The sequence below is a fragment of the Pseudomonas fluorescens genome (assembly GCF_000967965.1).
GTDB classification, from domain to species: domain Bacteria; phylum Pseudomonadota; class Gammaproteobacteria; order Pseudomonadales; family Pseudomonadaceae; genus Aquipseudomonas; species Aquipseudomonas grandcourensis.
The window spans coordinates 57,128-74,001 of sequence record NZ_LACC01000020.1 but is presented as its reverse complement, the minus strand read 5'-3'; the positions used below and the strand labels follow the sequence as shown (position 1 = coordinate 74,001).

General features: G+C 58.2%; 16 protein-coding genes and 1 tRNA gene. 9 read left to right on the top strand and 8 right to left on the bottom strand.

Annotation, left to right across the window (positions count from 1 at the left end):
• The first annotated feature begins 1 nt into the window (after position 1).
• Both VC35_RS16440 and VC35_RS16435 read left to right on the top strand, forming a co-directional pair.
• The gene (locus tag VC35_RS16440) at positions 2-1,516 is read left to right on the top strand and encodes a tripartite tricarboxylate transporter permease (protein ID WP_046041540.1); all 1,515 of its coding nucleotides are present in this window, start codon (positions 2-4) and stop codon (positions 1,514-1,516) included.
• Positions 1,509-2,549 (top strand): AbrB family transcriptional regulator, encoded by a 1,041-nt coding sequence (locus tag VC35_RS16435; protein WP_046041539.1) that lies wholly within the window; start codon positions 1,509-1,511, stop codon positions 2,547-2,549. Before VC35_RS16440 ends, VC35_RS16435 begins: the two co-directional genes overlap by 8 nt.
• A gap of 158 nt (positions 2,550-2,707) precedes the next feature.
• Here VC35_RS16435 and ung read toward each other — a convergent pair whose 3' ends face one another.
• Entirely contained in the window at positions 2,708-3,400 is a 693-nt protein-coding gene (gene ung, locus VC35_RS16430; RefSeq protein ID WP_046041538.1) for a uracil-DNA glycosylase, read from the bottom strand.
• Positions 3,401-3,532: 132 nt separating this feature from the next.
• Here ung and VC35_RS16425 point away from each other — a divergent pair, with 132 nt between their 5' ends.
• On the top strand, positions 3,533-4,645 hold the full coding sequence (locus VC35_RS16425) for an enoyl-CoA hydratase/isomerase family protein (protein ID WP_046041537.1): 1,113 nt from the start codon (positions 3,533-3,535) through the stop codon (positions 4,643-4,645).
• Positions 4,646-4,789: 144 nt separating this feature from the next.
• Here the strand turns inward: VC35_RS16425 and VC35_RS16420 are convergent, their stop codons facing one another.
• Positions 4,790-5,209 (bottom strand): hypothetical protein, encoded by a 420-nt coding sequence (locus tag VC35_RS16420; protein ID WP_046041536.1) that lies wholly within the window; start codon positions 5,207-5,209, stop codon positions 4,790-4,792.
• Positions 5,210-5,376: 167 nt separating this feature from the next.
• Positions 5,377-5,631: a hypothetical protein gene (locus VC35_RS16415; RefSeq protein WP_080925326.1), complete on the bottom strand. Its 255-nt coding sequence runs from the start codon at positions 5,629-5,631 to the stop codon at positions 5,377-5,379.
• Between the two features lie 273 nt (positions 5,632-5,904).
• Between VC35_RS16415 and VC35_RS16410 the strand changes: the two genes are divergently transcribed.
• The 6 genes from VC35_RS16410 (at position 5,905) to VC35_RS16380 (ending at position 11,657) form a co-directional block, all read left to right on the top strand.
• Complete coding sequence (locus VC35_RS16410) at positions 5,905-7,398, top strand: sensor domain-containing diguanylate cyclase (protein ID WP_046041534.1); 1,494 nt, start codon at positions 5,905-5,907, stop codon at positions 7,396-7,398.
• Positions 7,385-7,603, top strand: a complete 219-nt coding sequence (locus VC35_RS16405; protein ID WP_046041533.1) for a cysteine-rich CWC family protein — start codon at positions 7,385-7,387, stop codon at positions 7,601-7,603. The genes VC35_RS16410 and VC35_RS16405 overlap by 14 nt, the downstream gene beginning before the upstream one ends.
• A gap of 34 nt (positions 7,604-7,637) precedes the next feature.
• Positions 7,638-8,330, top strand: a complete 693-nt coding sequence (locus VC35_RS16400) for a pseudouridine synthase (protein WP_046041532.1) — start codon at positions 7,638-7,640, stop codon at positions 8,328-8,330.
• Positions 8,331-8,642: 312 nt separating this feature from the next.
• The gene (locus VC35_RS16395; protein ID WP_046041531.1) at positions 8,643-9,527 is read left to right on the top strand and encodes an alpha/beta fold hydrolase; all 885 of its coding nucleotides are present in this window, start codon (positions 8,643-8,645) and stop codon (positions 9,525-9,527) included.
• Positions 9,528-9,708: 181 nt separating this feature from the next.
• Positions 9,709-9,782: transfer RNA gene (locus VC35_RS16390), tRNA-Gly, on the top strand.
• 330 nt (positions 9,783-10,112) lie between these two features.
• A complete protein-coding gene (locus VC35_RS16380) occupies positions 10,113-11,657 on the top strand; it encodes a Fic family protein (RefSeq protein ID WP_046041529.1) in 1,545 nt (514 codons plus the stop codon).
• Positions 11,658-12,079: 422 nt separating this feature from the next.
• Here the strand turns inward: VC35_RS16380 and tam are convergent, their stop codons facing one another.
• The 5 genes from tam to VC35_RS16350 form a co-directional block, all read right to left on the bottom strand.
• Positions 12,080-12,850 (bottom strand): trans-aconitate 2-methyltransferase, encoded by a 771-nt coding sequence (tam, locus tag VC35_RS16370; RefSeq protein WP_046041527.1) that lies wholly within the window; start codon positions 12,848-12,850, stop codon positions 12,080-12,082.
• Positions 12,851-13,111: 261 nt separating this feature from the next.
• Entirely contained in the window at positions 13,112-14,197 is a 1,086-nt protein-coding gene (locus VC35_RS16365) for a type I restriction endonuclease (protein WP_046041526.1), read from the bottom strand.
• Between the two features lie 434 nt (positions 14,198-14,631).
• Entirely contained in the window at positions 14,632-15,135 is a 504-nt protein-coding gene (locus VC35_RS16355) for a DUF4142 domain-containing protein (RefSeq protein ID WP_046041524.1), read from the bottom strand.
• Positions 15,136-15,207: 72 nt separating this feature from the next.
• Positions 15,208-15,366 (bottom strand): KGG domain-containing protein, encoded by a 159-nt coding sequence (locus VC35_RS28985; RefSeq protein WP_007982976.1) that lies wholly within the window; start codon positions 15,364-15,366, stop codon positions 15,208-15,210.
• Positions 15,367-15,484: 118 nt separating this feature from the next.
• The gene (locus tag VC35_RS16350; protein WP_046041523.1) at positions 15,485-16,831 is read right to left on the bottom strand and encodes a sensor domain-containing protein; all 1,347 of its coding nucleotides are present in this window, start codon (positions 16,829-16,831) and stop codon (positions 15,485-15,487) included.
• Between the last annotated feature and the right edge of the window lie 43 nt (positions 16,832-16,874).

Here is a 16,874-nt window from a genome sequence, read left to right as displayed (position 1 = left end):
TATGGATACTCTTGGCTATTTGGGTCAGGGTTTCGGCGTCGCGCTGAGCCCGTACAACCTGGTGACCGCACTCTGCGGCACCCTGATCGGCACCGTAGTCGGCCTGTTGCCGGGCCTGGGGCCGATCAACGGCGTGGCACTGTTGATCCCGATCGCATTCGCCCTCGGCCTGCCACCGGAGTCGGCACTGATCCTGCTGGCGGCGGTGTACCTGGGATGCGAATACGGCGGCCGGATCAGCTCGATCCTGCTGAACATCCCGGGCGAAGCGTCCACCGTGATGACCACCCTCGACGGTTACCCGATGGCCCGCAAAGGCCTGGCCGGTGTAGCACTGTCGCTGTCGGCATGGAGCTCGTTCATCGGTGCCTTCATCGCGACCTGCGGCATGGTGCTGTTCGCCCCGCTGCTGGCGAAATGGGCAATTGCCTTCGGCCCGGCGGAATATTTCGTGCTGATGGTGTTTGCGATTGTCTGCCTCGGCGGCATGGCCGGTGACCGTCCACTGAAGACGTTCATCGCGGCGCTGATCGGTCTGTTCCTGTCGACCGTCGGCATCGACGCCAACAGCGGTGTGTATCGCTTCACCGGGGACAACATCCACCTGACTGACGGCATCCAGTTCGTCGTGCTGGTGCTGGGCCTGTTCTCCATCAGCGAAATCCTCCTGCTGCTGGAAAAAACCCACCACGGCCAGGAAGCGGTGAAAGCCACGGGCCGCATGATGTTCAACTTCAAGGAAGCGGCGTCGGTGTTCGTGGTGAACATCCGTTGCGGCGTATTGGGTTTCATCATGGGCGTGTTACCGGGTGCCGGTGCGACCCTGGCCAGTGCCGTGGCCTACATGACCGAAAAACGCATCGCCGGTGCAAAGGGTACATTCGGCCAGGGTGACATGCGCGGCCTCGCGGCGCCGGAAACCGCCATCGGTGGCGCAGCTTGCGGTGCGCTGGTGCCGATGCTGACCCTCGGCGTTCCAGGTTCGGGCACCACGGCGGTGATGATCGGCGCCCTGTCGCTGTACAACATCACTCCGGGTCCGCTGCTGTTCCAACAGCAACCGGACATCGTCTGGGGCCTGATCGCTTCGTTGTTCATCGCCAACGTGATGCTGGTGATCCTCAACATCCCGATGATCCGCATCTTTACCCGCATCCTCGCCGTGCCGAACTGGGCGCTGGTGCCGGTGATCGCGATCATTACCGGGATTGGTGTCTACGCGGTGCACGCGACAACGTTCGACCTGTTCCTGATGATCGGCATCGGCATCTTCGGTTATATCCTGCGCAAGCTGGACTTCCCGCTGTCGCCGGTATTGCTGGGTTTCATCCTCGGCGGCTTGATGGAACAGAACCTGCGCCGCGCCCTGTCGATTTCCAACGGTGCGCTGGAAATCCTCTGGTCGAGCCCGATCACCTTCGGTTGCTGGGTGCTGACGGCGATCATGCTGCTGATGCCGCTCATCCGCATCTGGCGCAAACGTTCGGCCGCGCAACGCGTTATCGCCGATGTCTGATCGGTCCCCCCTCAAACTCTGGTGGGGAACCCCGCTGGTCGGCCTGCTTGGCGGTTTCCTCGCCAGCCAGGTCGGCTGGCCTTTGCCGTGGATGGTCGGCTCGTTGCTGGCGATCATCCTCGTGCGTTGTCTGACACCCTGGCAATTGGCCGAAATCCCTGGCGGTCGCAAGTGCGGCCAGTGGATCGTCGGTATCGGTATCGGCCTGCATTTCACTCCAGTGGTGATGGAGCAGGTACTCAGTCATTTCGGTCTGATCTTCTTCGGTGCGTTGGTCACCAGCCTGTCGGCGGTTGTCGGCGTGTGGCTGATGCGCCGCACCGGTGAAGATCGCGCCACGGCGTTCTTTTCCAGCATGCCCGGCGGTTCCGGGGAGATGGTCAACCTCGGCGCCCGCAATGGCGCGGTGCTCAGCCGTGTGGCGGCGGGGCAGAGTTTGCGGGTGTTGGTGGTCGTGCTGTGCGTACCGGCAGCCTTCAAGTATTTGTTGGGCGACGGTGCGCCGATTTCCCACGTCGGCAGCATCGATTGGCGCTGGCTGGCGGTGTTGTTCCCCGCTGGTGCTTTGGCTGCCTGGATCTGGGAACGCCTGCGTCAACCCAACCCCTGGCTGTTCGGGCCGTTGCTGGTCAGCGCGGCAGTCAGCATCGGCTGGGATCTGCACATCGGTTTGCCCAATGGCGGTAGCCAGATTGGCCAATGGTTGATCGGTAGCGGTCTGGGCTGTCACTTCAACCGGCAGTTTTTCCGGCGTGCGCCATCGTTCATGGGGCGTACCTTGATCGGCACAGTGTTGACCATGTTGATCGCCACGGTGGCGGCATTGGGTTTGAGTGCGCTGACCCATCTGGATCTGCGTTCACTGACATTGGGCATGATGCCGGGCGGTATTGCCGAGATGAGCCTGACGGCGGAAACCCTGCAACTGTCGGTGCCGCTGGTGACGGCGATGCAGGTGATGCGCTTGTTGTTTGTGCTGTTTCTGGCGGAGCCGTTGTTCAAGTATTGGAACCGGCAGCCGGATTCAGTCTGAAAAATCTGTGGCGAGGGAGCTTGCTCCCGCAGGGCTGCGAAGCAGCCCCTCTTTCCACATCCAGTTTCTTCAGGCGCACCGCATATGCAAGCTTTACGGCTGCTACGCAGCCGAGCGGGAGCAAGCTCCCTCGCCACAAAGACCCGTCCGGTCAATCATCAAACCGGCGGCAACCGCCACTCGATCGGCGTCTCGCCATTCTGCTCCAGAAACTTGTTGGTGCGGCTGAAGTGCCCGCAACCGAGGAAGCCGCGATAGGCCGACAGCGGTGACGGGTGCACCGAGGTCAGCACCAGATGCTTGGTGGCATCGATCAGCTTCTGCTTACTCTGGGCATGGGCGCCCCACAGCATGAACACCAGGTGCGATTGCTGTTGGCTGACAACTTCAATGACTCGATCAGTGAAAAACTGCCAGCCCTTGTCCTTGTGCGCATTGGCGTTGGCGCGTTCGACGGTCATGGTGGTGTTGAGCATCAACACGCCCTGATCGGCCCAGCTCTGCAGGTAGCCATGGTTGGGGATGTCGATGTTCAGGTCGCGCTTGAGTTCTTTGTAAATGTTCACCAGCGACGGCGGCGCCGGCACGCCCGGTTGCACCGAGAAGCACAAGCCATGGGCCTGGCCCGGGCCGTGATAAGGGTCCTGACCGAGGATCACCACCTTGACCTTGTCCAGCGGCGTTGAATTCAGCGCATTGAAGATCATCGGCCCCGGCGGATAGATCTCCTTGCCGGCCGCCCGCTCCTGTTGCAGGAAGTTTCGCAACTCTGCCATGTAGGGCTGGTCGAACTCGGCACGCAGTGCCTCCTTCCAGCCCGGTTCGAGTTTGATACGGTCGTCAGCAGTCATGGTTACATCCGGCAAAAACAATGGGGCGAACCCTAGGAAAGCGCATCACGCTTGTCAATTGATCTGATGCAGATCCGGCACTTTCCCACACAGCGATCATACTTAACCCTCAAATTCCCGATCGAGGTCACGATGAATCTGCACTTCGAAGAACTCACCGGCACCGACGGCGCACGCATCGGCATCGCCAGCCTGGATGCCGAAAAATCCCTGAACGCCCTGTCCCTGCCGATGATCAACGCCCTGCGCGACCGCCTGGAGGCCTGGGCCAAGGACCCGCAGATCGTCTGCGTCCTGTTGCGCGGCAATGGCGCCAAGGCCTTTTGCGCCGGCGGCGAAGTGCGCAGCCTGGTGGAAGCCTGTCGCGTCCATCCGGGCGAGGTACCGCCACTGGCTGCGCAGTTTTTTGCCGCGGAATATCGCCTGGACTTCAAACTTCATACCTACCCGAAACCGCTGATCTGCTGGGGCCACGGCTATGTGCTCGGCGGCGGCATGGGTCTATTGCAAGGGGCAAGCACCCGCATCGTCACGCCGAGCAGCCGCCTGGCCATGCCCGAGATCAGCATCGGCCTGTACCCGGACGTTGGCGCCAGTTGGTTTCTGTCGCGCCTGCCCGGCAAGCTCGGGTTGTTCCTGGGCCTGACCGGGGCGCACATGAACGGCCGCGATGCCATCGACCTGGACCTGGCCGATCGTTTCCTGCTCGATGAGCAGCAGCCGGAATTGATCGAAGGCCTGTTGCAATTGAACTGGCAGGAACAGACACCGATGCAGCTCAACAGCCTGCTCAAGGCCTTGCAGCAGGAAGCCGTGGCACAGATGCCCGAAGCCCAGTGGCTGCCGCGCCGCCAGCAGATCGACGAGCTGCTGGATGTCAGCGACGTGCGTTGCGCCTGGAAGGCCATCAGCGCCTTGCGCGATCACACCGACCTGTTGCTGAGCCGCGCAGCCAGGACCCTGAGCGAAGGCGCGCCGCTGACCGCTCATCTGGTGTGGGAGCAGATCATCCGTGCCCGGCACCTGTCGCTGGCCGAAGTCTTCCAGATGGAATACACCCTGAGCCTCAACTGCTGTCGGCATCCGGAATTCAGCGAAGGCGTACGTGCCCGGTTGATCGACAAGGACCAGAAGCCGCACTGGCACTGGCCGGACATCAACAACGTGCCGGACGCGGTGGTAGAGGCGCATTTTCACAAGGCGTGGGAAGGTCGGCATCCGCTGGCGGATTTGTCCGAATACTGAAGTCCGGGCATAAAAAATGTGGGAGCGAGCATGCTCGCGAAGGCGTCGTCTCAGAAACATTGATGTTGACTGAGACTCCGCCTTCGCGAGCAAGTCGAATCGTCGCACCGCCGCTCCCACATTAGTGCTGTGTTCTATGTAAAACTAGCGGTGGTTACCCCGCCAGTTGTGATCGCCGCGCTGGTCGCGCCAGTCATGGCCTCGATTGTCATTGTTCCAGCCCCCGCGGTTACGGCCGTCCCAGCCATGGTCCTGATGCATCCGGTAGTCGCCCCGATATGGCTGGTAATAGCGTGGGGACGGTTGATACATCCGCGGCTGCGAGTAATAACGCGGTGTCGGCTGGTAATACCGCGCTGGTGGCATGTAATACCGAGGCTGCGGCGTGTAGTAACCATTGGAATAGTAGGAACTCCCCCCGCTGTAATAGGTTGGCGATGGCGAGGTATAGACCTCGGAACTGTAGTAACTGCCTCCTTCGTCGTAGTAAGGCACGCACCCACCAAGGGACAATCCCAACATCGCTAGCAAAAGAATTCGGCGCAGCTTTTTTTGACAGAGCATGGCGGCCTCCTGGACCGCGGGCAAGCCACACCAGCGACGCTGGCAGGCGACAGTCAAATGTTCGGTGACTGTCGAAATATCAGACACCGAATTCGGAATCTGGTGCGCCCTTGAAACAAGTAGAAACATCTGACCGATGAAAGGTTTTTCATCCATTCATGCCCTGATTAACGGTGACCACCGCGATATCCACCGCCATGATATCCACCGCCGTGATACCCCCCACCGTGATAGCCGTGCCCACCGTAGTAATAGGAGCGATAACCACCGTAATAACGCGGACCGTAGTAACCGTAGTAATAGGGCGAGTAGTAGCCGGGGTAGTAATAAGATCCCCCGTAGGGGTCAGCAGGACCGTCGTAGTAGTAGCAACCAGACAATCCGAGACCGAGCACTGCACCAAACAACAATCGACGTAACATGGCGGCCTCCGTAAAGACCTGTGACAGCAGTCGGCACACACCGACTGATACCTGTTTTGACTGGCAATCCCCTGCCAAGTGCGACGTTGCACCTGCCTTCTGATCAGCGGCGGACAGCGTACGAGCACCATCAAAAGACCGTCTCGCTCCCACAAGGACCACGCGCAACCTCCGTGGAACATAGGAACGACCATTCGCGGCGCACATGGAGCAGTTATTTCCCGGCTGTACCCTTAGAATGCATGCCATCGGATGACTGCCAATGGAACTGCCATGCCGCTTCGCTCGCCGCTGTACTCTCAACGTTCGTTGGTGCTCACGCTGGTCGCGTTGCTGGGCGCAGGTTTCCTCGCCACCTCCTTTCTCAGTTACTTCGCCTCTCGGGCATCGATCCGCGACAACATCGTCAACACCGAACTGCCGCTGACGTCAGACACGGTCTACTCGGAAATCCAGAAAGACCTCGTCAGGCCGATCCTGATTTCCTCGATGATGGCCCGCGACACCTTCATGCGCGACTGGGTGGTCAACGGTGAAAAAGACTCCGACCAGATGACCCGTTACCTCAACGAGGTCATGACCCACTACGGCGCCTACACCGCGTTCTTCGTCTCCAACACCAGCCTGACCTACTACCACGCCAAGGGTGTGCTCAAGCAGGTCAAGACCACCGAACCCCGCGACGCCTGGTACTTCCGCGTGCGGGACATGAAGGATCCGTACGAGATCAACGTCGACCCGGACCTCGCCAACAAAGACAACCTGACCTTCTTCATCAACTACAAGGTCTACGACTACAACAGCCGATTCATCGGCGCGGCCGGGGTTGGCCTGACCGTCGACGCAGTGATCAAGCTGATCGACAAGTACCAGCAGCGCTATCAACGCAGTGTGTTTTTCGTCGACAACTTCGGACGCCTGGTGCTCACCGGCGCCGAAGGGGGTCCGCAGGGTGCGCACATCGGGCAGAAACTCAGCGAACTCGACAGCATGAAAGACCTGCTCAGCCGGCTGCCAAAACCCCACAGCGGCAGCTATGAATACTCCGTGCAGGGCCAGGGGCATTTCCTCAACGTGCGGTTTATCCCGGAGCTGAACTGGTACCTGTTCGTCGACAAACGCGAAGACAGCGCCCTCGGTGAAATCCGCCAGTCGCTGTACCTCAACCTGCTGATCTGCCTGCTGGTCACCTTGATCGTGCTGGCCCTGCTCAACCGGGTGATCAAACGCTATCAGGACAAGATCCAGGCCCAGGCCATCCTCGACAGCCTGACCGAACTGCCCAACCGTCGCGGCTTCGACCTGCTGGCCGCACAGGCCATGCAAGAAGCCCGGCGCGAGCCCAAGCCGCTGACCGCCTTGCTGCTGGACCTCGACCACTTCAAGGCACTGAACGACACCTACGGCCACCTGGCCGGCGACCAGGTACTGATCGGTTTCGCCAGGGATCTGGAAAGTTGCCTGCGGCACTCCGACATCGTCTGCCGCTGGGGCGGTGAGGAGTTCATCGTGCTGCTCAAGGACACCGACGGTAAGACCGGTCTGATGATTGCCGAGAAAATTCGTCAGCACGTGGAACAACAGCGCTATGCCTACAACGGCAAAGCCTTGCAACTGACGGTGAGCATCGGCCTCACCACCCTACAGCCCGATGACACCTTGCACAGCCTGCTGTCGCGGGCGGATCATGCGATGTACCGGGCCAAGCAAAGTGGCCGTAACCGAACCTGCGTGGAAATGTCTCACTCCGTTCATGAACCAGCCTGACCTCTGCCCCGCCTGCGGCGCCCCCAACGACTGCACCCTGGCCGATCCGCGAACCGCTGACCGCGCCTGCTGGTGCTACGGCGTCAGCATCGACCCTGCCGTGCTCCAGGCGCTGCCGGAGGAACTGCGCGACGCCTCATGCCTGTGCCCGCGCTGTGCCGAGGTCGAGGCGCAGTTGCAAGCAGCGTCCGGGTCGATCAAGTAAGATGCGCGCCCCTTTCCTTACCGATCCTTAAGTCATGCGTGTCGACCGTTTCCTCAGCAACCTGCCGTGCTTCAACCGCAAGCAGGTGCGCCTGTTGCTGGTGGAAAAACGCGTCAGGGTTGACGGAAAAATCGTCAGCGACCCGCACACTGAAGTCCGCGAATTCAGCCGCGTCGAAGTCGACAACGAGGTGCTGCAAGTCGGCAAACCCCTGCGCCACTTCATGCTGCACAAGCCCGCCGGCTGCGTCAGCGCCACCCGGGATCCGCAGCACCCGACCGTGCTCGATTTGATCCATGAACCGGATAAGGACGAATTGCACATCGCCGGACGCCTGGATTTCAATACCACCGGCCTGATGCTGATCACCAACGACGGCAGCTGGTCGCGGCGCCTGACCCAACCGCAGACCAAACTGCCCAAGGTCTATTACGTCGAAACCGAGCAGGACATCGGCCCCGAATACGCGATCACCTTCAGCCAAGGGCTGTACTTCGCCTTCGAAGACCTCACCACGCAACCGGCCGGGCTAGAGCTGCTCGGGCCAAAATGCGCACGCCTGAGCATCGTCGAAGGCCGCTATCACCAGGTCAAGCGCATGTTCGGCCACTTCAACAACAAGGTGATGCGCCTGCATCGCGAACGCATGGGGCCGCTGGAGCTCGACGACGCGTTGAAACCGGGCGAATACCGCCTACTGAGCACTGAAGAGATCGGATCGATCTAAGCCAGCGACCGCTCAGCAGAAGTTGTCGAACAATTTACCAATGGCACTTGCGCGATGACGTGACCCCTGCTTGAATCAGGACGTCGGCCGAAATGTGACCGACGAGTCACCACATACTTCTAAGAAACTTTTTGCCGGTAGGAACCCATGGGTTCCGGCCTCATCCGGCAGACTGCCCGCCAATAACAATACCCGTCGACCGGACTGCAATGGATCGACATGGGCCTCTCAAATTCCAGGCGTATGCCTACCTGTCACAAAGCTCGTGCAATCTCTATTGCGCGCATACCCGCTTGCCAGGAGTCTTATGACATGAGGCCAGAAATCGCTGTGCTGGATATACAGGGTCAGTATCGGGTTTACACGGAGTTCTATCGCGCAGACGCCGCAGAGAAGACCATTATCTTGGTCAACGGCTCGATGGCCACGACTGCGTCGTTTGCACAAACCGTGAAAAACCTCCATCCGCAGTTCAACGTCGTCTGCTACGACCAGCCCTACGCGGGCCGGTCAAAAGCCCACAACCTGCATGAAAAGATGCTCACCAAGGAAATCGAAGGGCAGATCCTTCTTGAGCTGATCGACCACTTCGCCGCCGAACACGTGCTGTCGTTTTCCTGGGGCGGTGCGGCGACCATGATGGCGTTGTCGCAACGGCCACGGCGCATCGAAAAAGCCGTGATCAGCTCGTTCTCCCCGGTGATCAACGCGCACATGCTCGACTACCTCGAGCGCGGCGTCGAACACCTGGGCAACCTGGACCGCGACCGGGTCGGGCACCTGGTGAACGACACCATCGGCAAACACCTGCCGTCGTTGTTCAAGCGCTTCAACTATCGCCACGTCAGCTCCCTGGCCGAACATGAGTACGGGCAGATGCACTTCCACATCAGCGACGTGCTGCACAGCGACCGCCAGTGCTACCTGCACGCGGCGAAGAAAATCGACGTGCCGGTGCTGTTCCTCAACGGCGAATGGGACGAATACACCGCCGCCGACGACGCCCGGTTGTTCGCCGGCCACGTGCAACACAGCACGTTCAGCACCCTTCAGGCCACCGGCCACTTTCTCGACATGGAGCACAAAGCCGCCTGCCGAGACAGCCGCAACGCACTGATGGGCTTCCTGAAACCAGCGCAACTCGAAAGCCGACCGCGTTACCACAACGTCCAGGAACACCATGCATTGGCAAGCTGAAGTAGCGTCATCGCGAGCAAGCCCCGCCCTGCTGCGTTAAACGTATTCTGCAGGCGCGAGGCTTGCCCGCGATCGACCGTCATGCGCTCCAGGCTTTTTTGTCACATCTGCGTTAAACCCGCTCCACGTAAAGAAAAACTTCAAATCCGCGGCCGTATCTGGTACAAAGTCACCGCTCTGAGCGGGTGTCGTATAATGGCATTACTCCAGCTTCCCAAGCTGATAACGAGGGTTCGATTCCCTTCACCCGCTCCAATCGAATTTTGATCTCACGTCAGGGTGGTTTTGACGGGGGATGCAGAGACAGAAAAAACCGGCCTTGATGGCCGGTTTTTTGTGGGCGGGATTTGATGGCGTTGGATTTGTGGATAGCTTGGTCGGTCACTTTCCGGTGATCGATGAGTACATTCTTTCTTTCGCGGCTGTGGCGACTACTCTGAAAGCTATTAGCGTTTTTCTCCAAAAATACGAATTCAGTATCAAATTTCATCCAGCATTAGTATTTTTCCACCTACGAAATTATCGTTTCGCCACAATATTGAAGTTCTGTTAACGTTTTTCCTGTCCCCGTAAAGGATTTCGTCAATGCAAGTCGGTTTCCAGACCCTCGCGAACCGTTACAACATCGCATTGGCGCAGCCTCTGCGCGTACAGTCGATGATTGGCACCGTACGTGTCAGCCGTGAAAGCGCCGGGAACGTGGAGAACAGGTATCCGCCACGCTACCGCCCTGCAGACGATTTCGCAGGGCATTTCGAGTTCGGTCTCAAATACGAAGAGATTCATCTCGAGTTCTTTGCTCGCCTGTTTGCGGCCATAGGCCCGCAGCCTGTTGAGGACTGGTGTCGACGGGAGCCTTTTGGCCAGTATGCCCGTCGCACAGGATTCCTCTACGAATGGCTGACAGGGGAACGTCTGGAGGTGCCTGATGTGACCAATGGCGCCTATGTTGATGTACTTTCACCACAAAATTACCTGACTCGTCGTGAGTCGTTGCGAACGCGGCGCTGGCGAATCAATAACAATCTGCCGGGGACACCCGAATTCTGCCCCTTGGTTCGTCGTACCGAGCCAGTGCGGGAGGCCTTGCAATTCGATCTGCGTGCGGCATTGGATGAGTTGGATCAAGCCTTTGGTTCCGACATCCTGATGCGAACGGCCAGTTGGCTGACGTTCAAGGAATCGCGCGCGAGCTTTCTCATCGAAAAGGAAGCCGACCAGGCCGATCGCATCCAGCGGTTTGCGCATGTCATTGCCCAGCACTGCGGCCATATAGATGCCCCATTGAGCAACGACACCCTTCGATCCCTGCAAGCCGGCATCCTGGGCCACGATGCCATCGGACTAGGCTTGCGACGCTCCCCTGTCTTCGTGGGACAAGCCACAATGCGCGAAGACATCGTGCATTACATTGCCCCGCACTTTGAGGAACTTACCCCGCTACTGGAAGGCCTCAACGAGTTCGAGGTCGCAACGCGTGGTGCCGAGTCAGTGGCACGTGCCGCGGTGCTTGCATTCGGCTTCGTGTACATCCATCCCATGCGTGACGGCAACGGCCGGATTCATCGTTTCCTGATCAACGACACCTTGATCCGGGACAAGGCAGTGCCCGACGGAGTGATTCTGCCCGTGTCAGCCACGATCACCAGCTCTATCGATTTCAGGGCCGGCTACGATCGTACGCTTGAAGTATTCTCACGACCGTTCATGCGCCGTTACGCTGCAGCCTATCGGTTTGGCGAACTTGTGACCTACGAGGACGGAACGCTTAGCAATTTCAACTTCGATGAATACGTAGACGCAAGCTTTGCCTGGCGGTACCCAGACCTGACCGAGCACGTTCTCTACACCGCACGCGTTGTCGAACATACGATTCGTACGGAGATGGCAGATGAGGCCAGAGTACTGGTGATCTTTCAGCGAGCGCAGGAACAACTCAAAGAAGTGCTTGAGATGCCGGATCAGGATGCCAATCGCATCATCCGCTCCATTAAGGAAAACGGCTGGATGGTTTCCGGAAAGCTGAAGAAAGGATACCCGCAGCTTGAAGATGAAGGCATGGCGGAGCGCGTTGTAGATGCCGTACGTTCGGCGTTTGAGGATAGAGAAATAGAAGTCGGTGAAGAGTGATTGCTAGCGGAGCAAAAGTGTTGGCTGAACCTGCGAAAAAAGAAGCTACATGCTTGGTCAGTTGATAAATAACACCGGATGCAATTGCTACGTTCGTTGACAGCCACGCCCAGTACGATCAGATCTACGCGGAGACCGTGTAATGGGGCATTTAACGCAATGAAGGTCGGATCAGGGCTCTTGGACTATCAGTTGAGCCCGGCAACAGTTCCCTTATTCTCCCGGCTCATCCTTCGCCTCGAGATCAACATGCACAATTCAGAGTTGGGAATCATGATCATTTCATTGATCGGGTTGTTCGGCTTTGCCTCGCTTGCCTTTGAGTACTTGAGTGCCCGGCGCTCAAAAAAGAACAAGCCACAGTGATTTTTCCAAACCGTAAAAAGGGGCAGATGACGCGCATCAACTGTCCCTGTTTTGCATCAGCGGGTCGCGACGATAAACAGTCGCGGAAATGGCAACAGCACCGAACCATCGGCCAAGGCCGGATACGCCCGCTCGATAGCAGTCTGATATTGCTTCAGATACTGCGCCCGTTCCGACTCGTCCAGCGGATCGAGAAACGGCCGCAAGCCACTGCCCTTGAACCACTCCACCACGCCAGACGCACCGCCCGCGAGCGGATGATGGTAAGTGGTGCGCCACACATCGACGCGGGTGCAACAGGCTTTCAATATCGAATAGTAACCACTGGCATCGGCCATTTCGGTCCTCTGCCCGGCGGCACCTGCCAGTTTGCTGACCCATGGACCATCAGCGGCGACTTCACGCATCAAGCGGTGCGAGTGTTCATTCAGGTTGTCAGGCATCTGGACAGCCAGGCTGCCACCCGGCGCCAGTTTGCTCACCAGCGAAGGTAGCAACGTGGCGTGATCCGGCACCCACTGCAACACCGCGTTGGCGAAAATCACATCGAACGGGCCACTGTCATTCCAGGTGTCGATGTCGGCGATGTCGAACTGCACCTGCGGCAAGCGCTTGCGAGCGGCGTCGATCATGTCGCTGGAACTGTCGAGCCCACGCACCGTGGCGCCGGCAAAGCGCTCCACCAGTAACTCGGTGGAGTTGCCGGGCCCACAACCGATATCGATGGCCGAGCGCACATCCCCGGCGGGGACGGCCGCCAGCAGGTCACGGGCGGGACGGGTGCGTTCATCTTCAAAAGCGACGTACTGTTTGGCGGACCAACTCATTGCGTTCTCCTGTCGGTACGTTGTCGTGATCTGGGCAGACCACCAGCTCGCTACGATACATCGGCCAATAGGTTCTGCTCTATTCCACCTTTGGTGCGAAAACTTCTGTGGGAGCGAGCTTGCTCGCGATGGCGATTGCACAGTCAACATCGTCGTCGACTGACATGGCGCTATCGCGAGCAAGCTCGCTCCCACAGTTTTTGACCTTAACTGATCGGCCTAGGCTCTATTAACCAGTTTTTTCGTCGTTTGACAGTAATCTTAATCGTAGTACCCGACGGTCTTCTTCAAATGATCCGAGTATTCGTAAATGTCATCAACGGAGTTGATTGCATGCCGAGTTTCATTCTTCTCTTCGTCAAATATGCCGATGTATTTCTGTGATCGGTTGAAGTGCAATCGGCAGATTGGTTTGCGGTTGTTGTCGTCGAGCAGGATGCCGAAGTAACTCTGTGTATCGCGCTGAACAATCCGCTTGGCATCAACAACCGACCGAACCACGGCCCGGACGATGTGATAGCCCTCAAGCTCTTCCAATGTCGTCAGAACCTTGTCCTCTGACTCATCTCGAACATCGGGTTGCTCAGTGTCACCGGTAGCGACCGGTAAAGAGGCGAGCGCAGGCTGGATGGCGCCACTCATTGCCGACTTGAGCCTGTCATTGATTTGCTCGTTGAGAAACTGCACCACGGCCTTTCTCGTGAGCTCATGGAACTGCTCGCGGACCTTTTGAGTAATCACCCCGTCGTAAACACGTGAAGCGAAGACTTTCACAAAATCGTCGTCCGGCTTGCTGACCTGAGAAGCAATCACCTTTTTGATTTGGCTGACGTACTTCAACTCACCTGCGGCGCTGATGATCGAATCCACATCGAATGCAGATTTGGTGAGTTTCACCAACTCTGGGACGGAATATTCGTCGATATCCAGCAGATCGAGTTCAAGGAATGGCTTCTCGTCCATCTTGTTCGGCGCATCCAGATCAGTGAAAAACTTATAGACCTGGCCATTGGTGAGAATGGAGATTCGAGCGCTGGTGACATGGAAATAGCGAAACAGTTGGGAGGCATGATTGATGTGCAGTGGCTCGCCTATTTTCTTGCACTCGATGAGGATCTGAACCTCGCCTGCCTTCATGATTGCGTAGTCAATTTTCTCCCCTTTCTTCGTTCCAATATCGCAAACGAATTCAGGTGTCACTTCCGTCGGATCAAAAACATCGTAGCCCAGTACCGTGCTGATAAAGGGCATGACAAAAGCATTCTTGGTCGCTTCTTCCGTTTGAATGGCAGCGCTCTGCAAACGAACTTTGGCAGCGAGACTTGCTAACTTTTCGAAGAATTCCATGAGTAGCCTCTTTTCCGGTTTCGATCCGTGTGAACACATGCTGGCAAATTGACTGCCATTGATACTAGACACAAACCGACACAAAGGAAGAATCCCACCAAGAATTAAGATCTTGCCCACCGTCGTGCTTCAATGGGTTGCAAACCCAGCCGAACTTTCATCTCGCCACCGATGCCTGAACTTCAGGTTCATCCCCTACAAAGAACACGGTCATGAAATTCGCAAAAAACGCGCAGAAACTCGCCCTCTGGGCCGGTAACCCCGGACGTTCCTGGAGACGCTGCGCAGGCATTACCGCGCCGTGGGTGAAAACGAAGTGTTCGACCTCAATGGCCTGAGCCCAACGCACAACCCCAAGCCGCGCCTGAGTCAGTGCTGAAAAGAAAAACGGCGCGTGAGTGAAGTCCCGCGCCGTTTGTGTTCAATCCTTCCGTTCAACTTTTGGCCTGCAACGCCTTGGCCATTTGCAGATGATTTTGCAATTTGGGCAGGGTTTCTTCGGCGAACGCCTTGATTTGCGGCACGTCGGTGGTCTGCGCTTCCTGCTGCAGCTGATCGATGGCTTCCTGCGTGGTCTTCACCTGACTGGCTGTATAGGCCTCGTCATAGGTCGCCCCATCCATGACTTGTGGCATCAGGGCTTTGGCCTTTTCGACAATTTCTTCGCGCGGGGCAACAGGCAAATCCAGTTGCCTGGCGATTTTCGCCAGATGCTGGTTCGCCGTGGTGCGGTCGTTGATGACGATAATGGTGTAGTCCTTGACCTCTTTGGACTCGGCTTTCTGGTGCGCCAGGCGACTTGCTTCAATATCGGCAATACCTTTTGCCGAGGCCTCGTCGATGAATTCGGCAGTCGACTGGGCAAAGACGCTGCTGGCAAACAGGCCCAGTAACGTGGCAAGACTGGTATTACATAATCGGGTGGCCATCCGGTTCATGGTCGCGCCCTCCTCTTCAAATTCAAACGGGAGCTTTCGCCCCCGCCTCTCAATCAAAACCACCTGCATCCTTTAGCGGGATTTCTGACCGCCCTTGCGACCCATGTCGGGTTTCGCCGGGTCTTTATCGACGGTCGTAGTGGTGGTTTTCCCACCCTTGCGACCGGCTTCAGAGGCCTTCGTTCGATCGTTGGCAAAGTTCCCCGAGTTCGAGTTTCTTGAATTAGGCATGATTCTCTTCCTCTTGGTGGTAGTCGCGGCGAGCTGTGGCCCGCATAGAATCTGAATTTGCGCGTCCCAAAAGGTTTAGAAAATTACGTGGATGCCACGACGAACGGTGCCCTGGATTTCAGACCAGTCGCAGGTGATGCTCGCGTTTGGCGCAGTACATCGCCTCGTCGGCATGCCGGAACAATTGCTTCTCTTCGGTGCCGTGATCGGGGTATCGGGCGACGCCGATACTTGGCTGGATGTTCACGCTGTGCCCGTCCAGGCGCAGGGGCTGGACCAGGACCTGGCGGATTTTCTCGACCACGATGTCGGTATCGTCCGCGGCGCGAATGCTGTGCAGCAACACCACGAACTCATCGCCGCCGATGCGGGCCACGGTGTCGGTTTCCCGTACGCAGCCCTTGAGCCGGTTGGCCACCGCCTGCAGCAGCATGTCGCCGACCGCGTGGCCATGGGTGTCGTTGACGTGCTTGAAACGGTCGAGGTCGACGTACAACAGCGCCATGCGCCCGCGGTCCTCCCGGGCCACTTGCAGTGATGCCTTGAGCCGGTCGCGCAGCAGTTCACGGTTGGGTAACTGGGTCAGTTGGTCGTACTGGGCCATGTATTGCAGGCGGGCATGCAGTTGCTTGCGCTCGATGGCGGTCGCGACCTGGGCGCAGACGTATTGCAGCAGTTCCTTGTCTTGCTCGGTGTAGCGCTCGCCGCCCGGTATGCTTTTGACGATCAACGCGCCGATGGTGCCGTTTTGCGAGTTCAGCGGCACACCCAGCCAACACGGAGCGTTCTGCTCGGTCAACAGCGCTTCGAAGCCGGCAGGAGGTGTGCACTGGTCCGGGGTCAACAGGATCGGCTGCCCCGTACGGATCACCTCGGTGCACAAGCGCCCGGTCATGGTTCCGGGCTGTTCGGGCCGTGGCTCGTGGTCATCGACGTGATAAGGGAAATTCAGCTGCGCGCAGTGCTCGTCGTACAGCGCCACGGAAAAATTCAGTGCCGGCAGCCATTCGCCGATGATCATGTGGATGCGCTTGAACAACGCCAGCAGATCCTCTGCCGCATGGGCCGCTTCGGAAATCGCATACAACGCTGCCTGCCGCGATTCGGCCTGCTTGCGTTCGGTGATGTCGCGGGCCACCGCGATGCGCAACTGATCGTCCTCGGACCAACGCGCCGACCAGAGGATGTGCACCACGCGGCCATCCTTGCGCAGGTAGCGGTTTTCGAAGTTGAGCTTGGGTTCGCCGCCCATGATTTCCCGGGCGGCGTCAAGGGTGCGCTGGCGGTCGCCCGGATGCACCATGTCGATCATCGTCTCGCCGATCATCTCATCGGCGCTGTAGCCGAAAATGCGCTCGCACGCCGCGCTGACAAAAACGAAGCGCCCCTGCTTATCCACCGCACAGACGGCGTCCAGCAACAGATCGATATAGCTCGCCAGCGGCGCGGAATTCCGGTTTTCCATGGTTCAGCGTGGGTGTCCCGATAATGCAGCGCTCATCAACCAT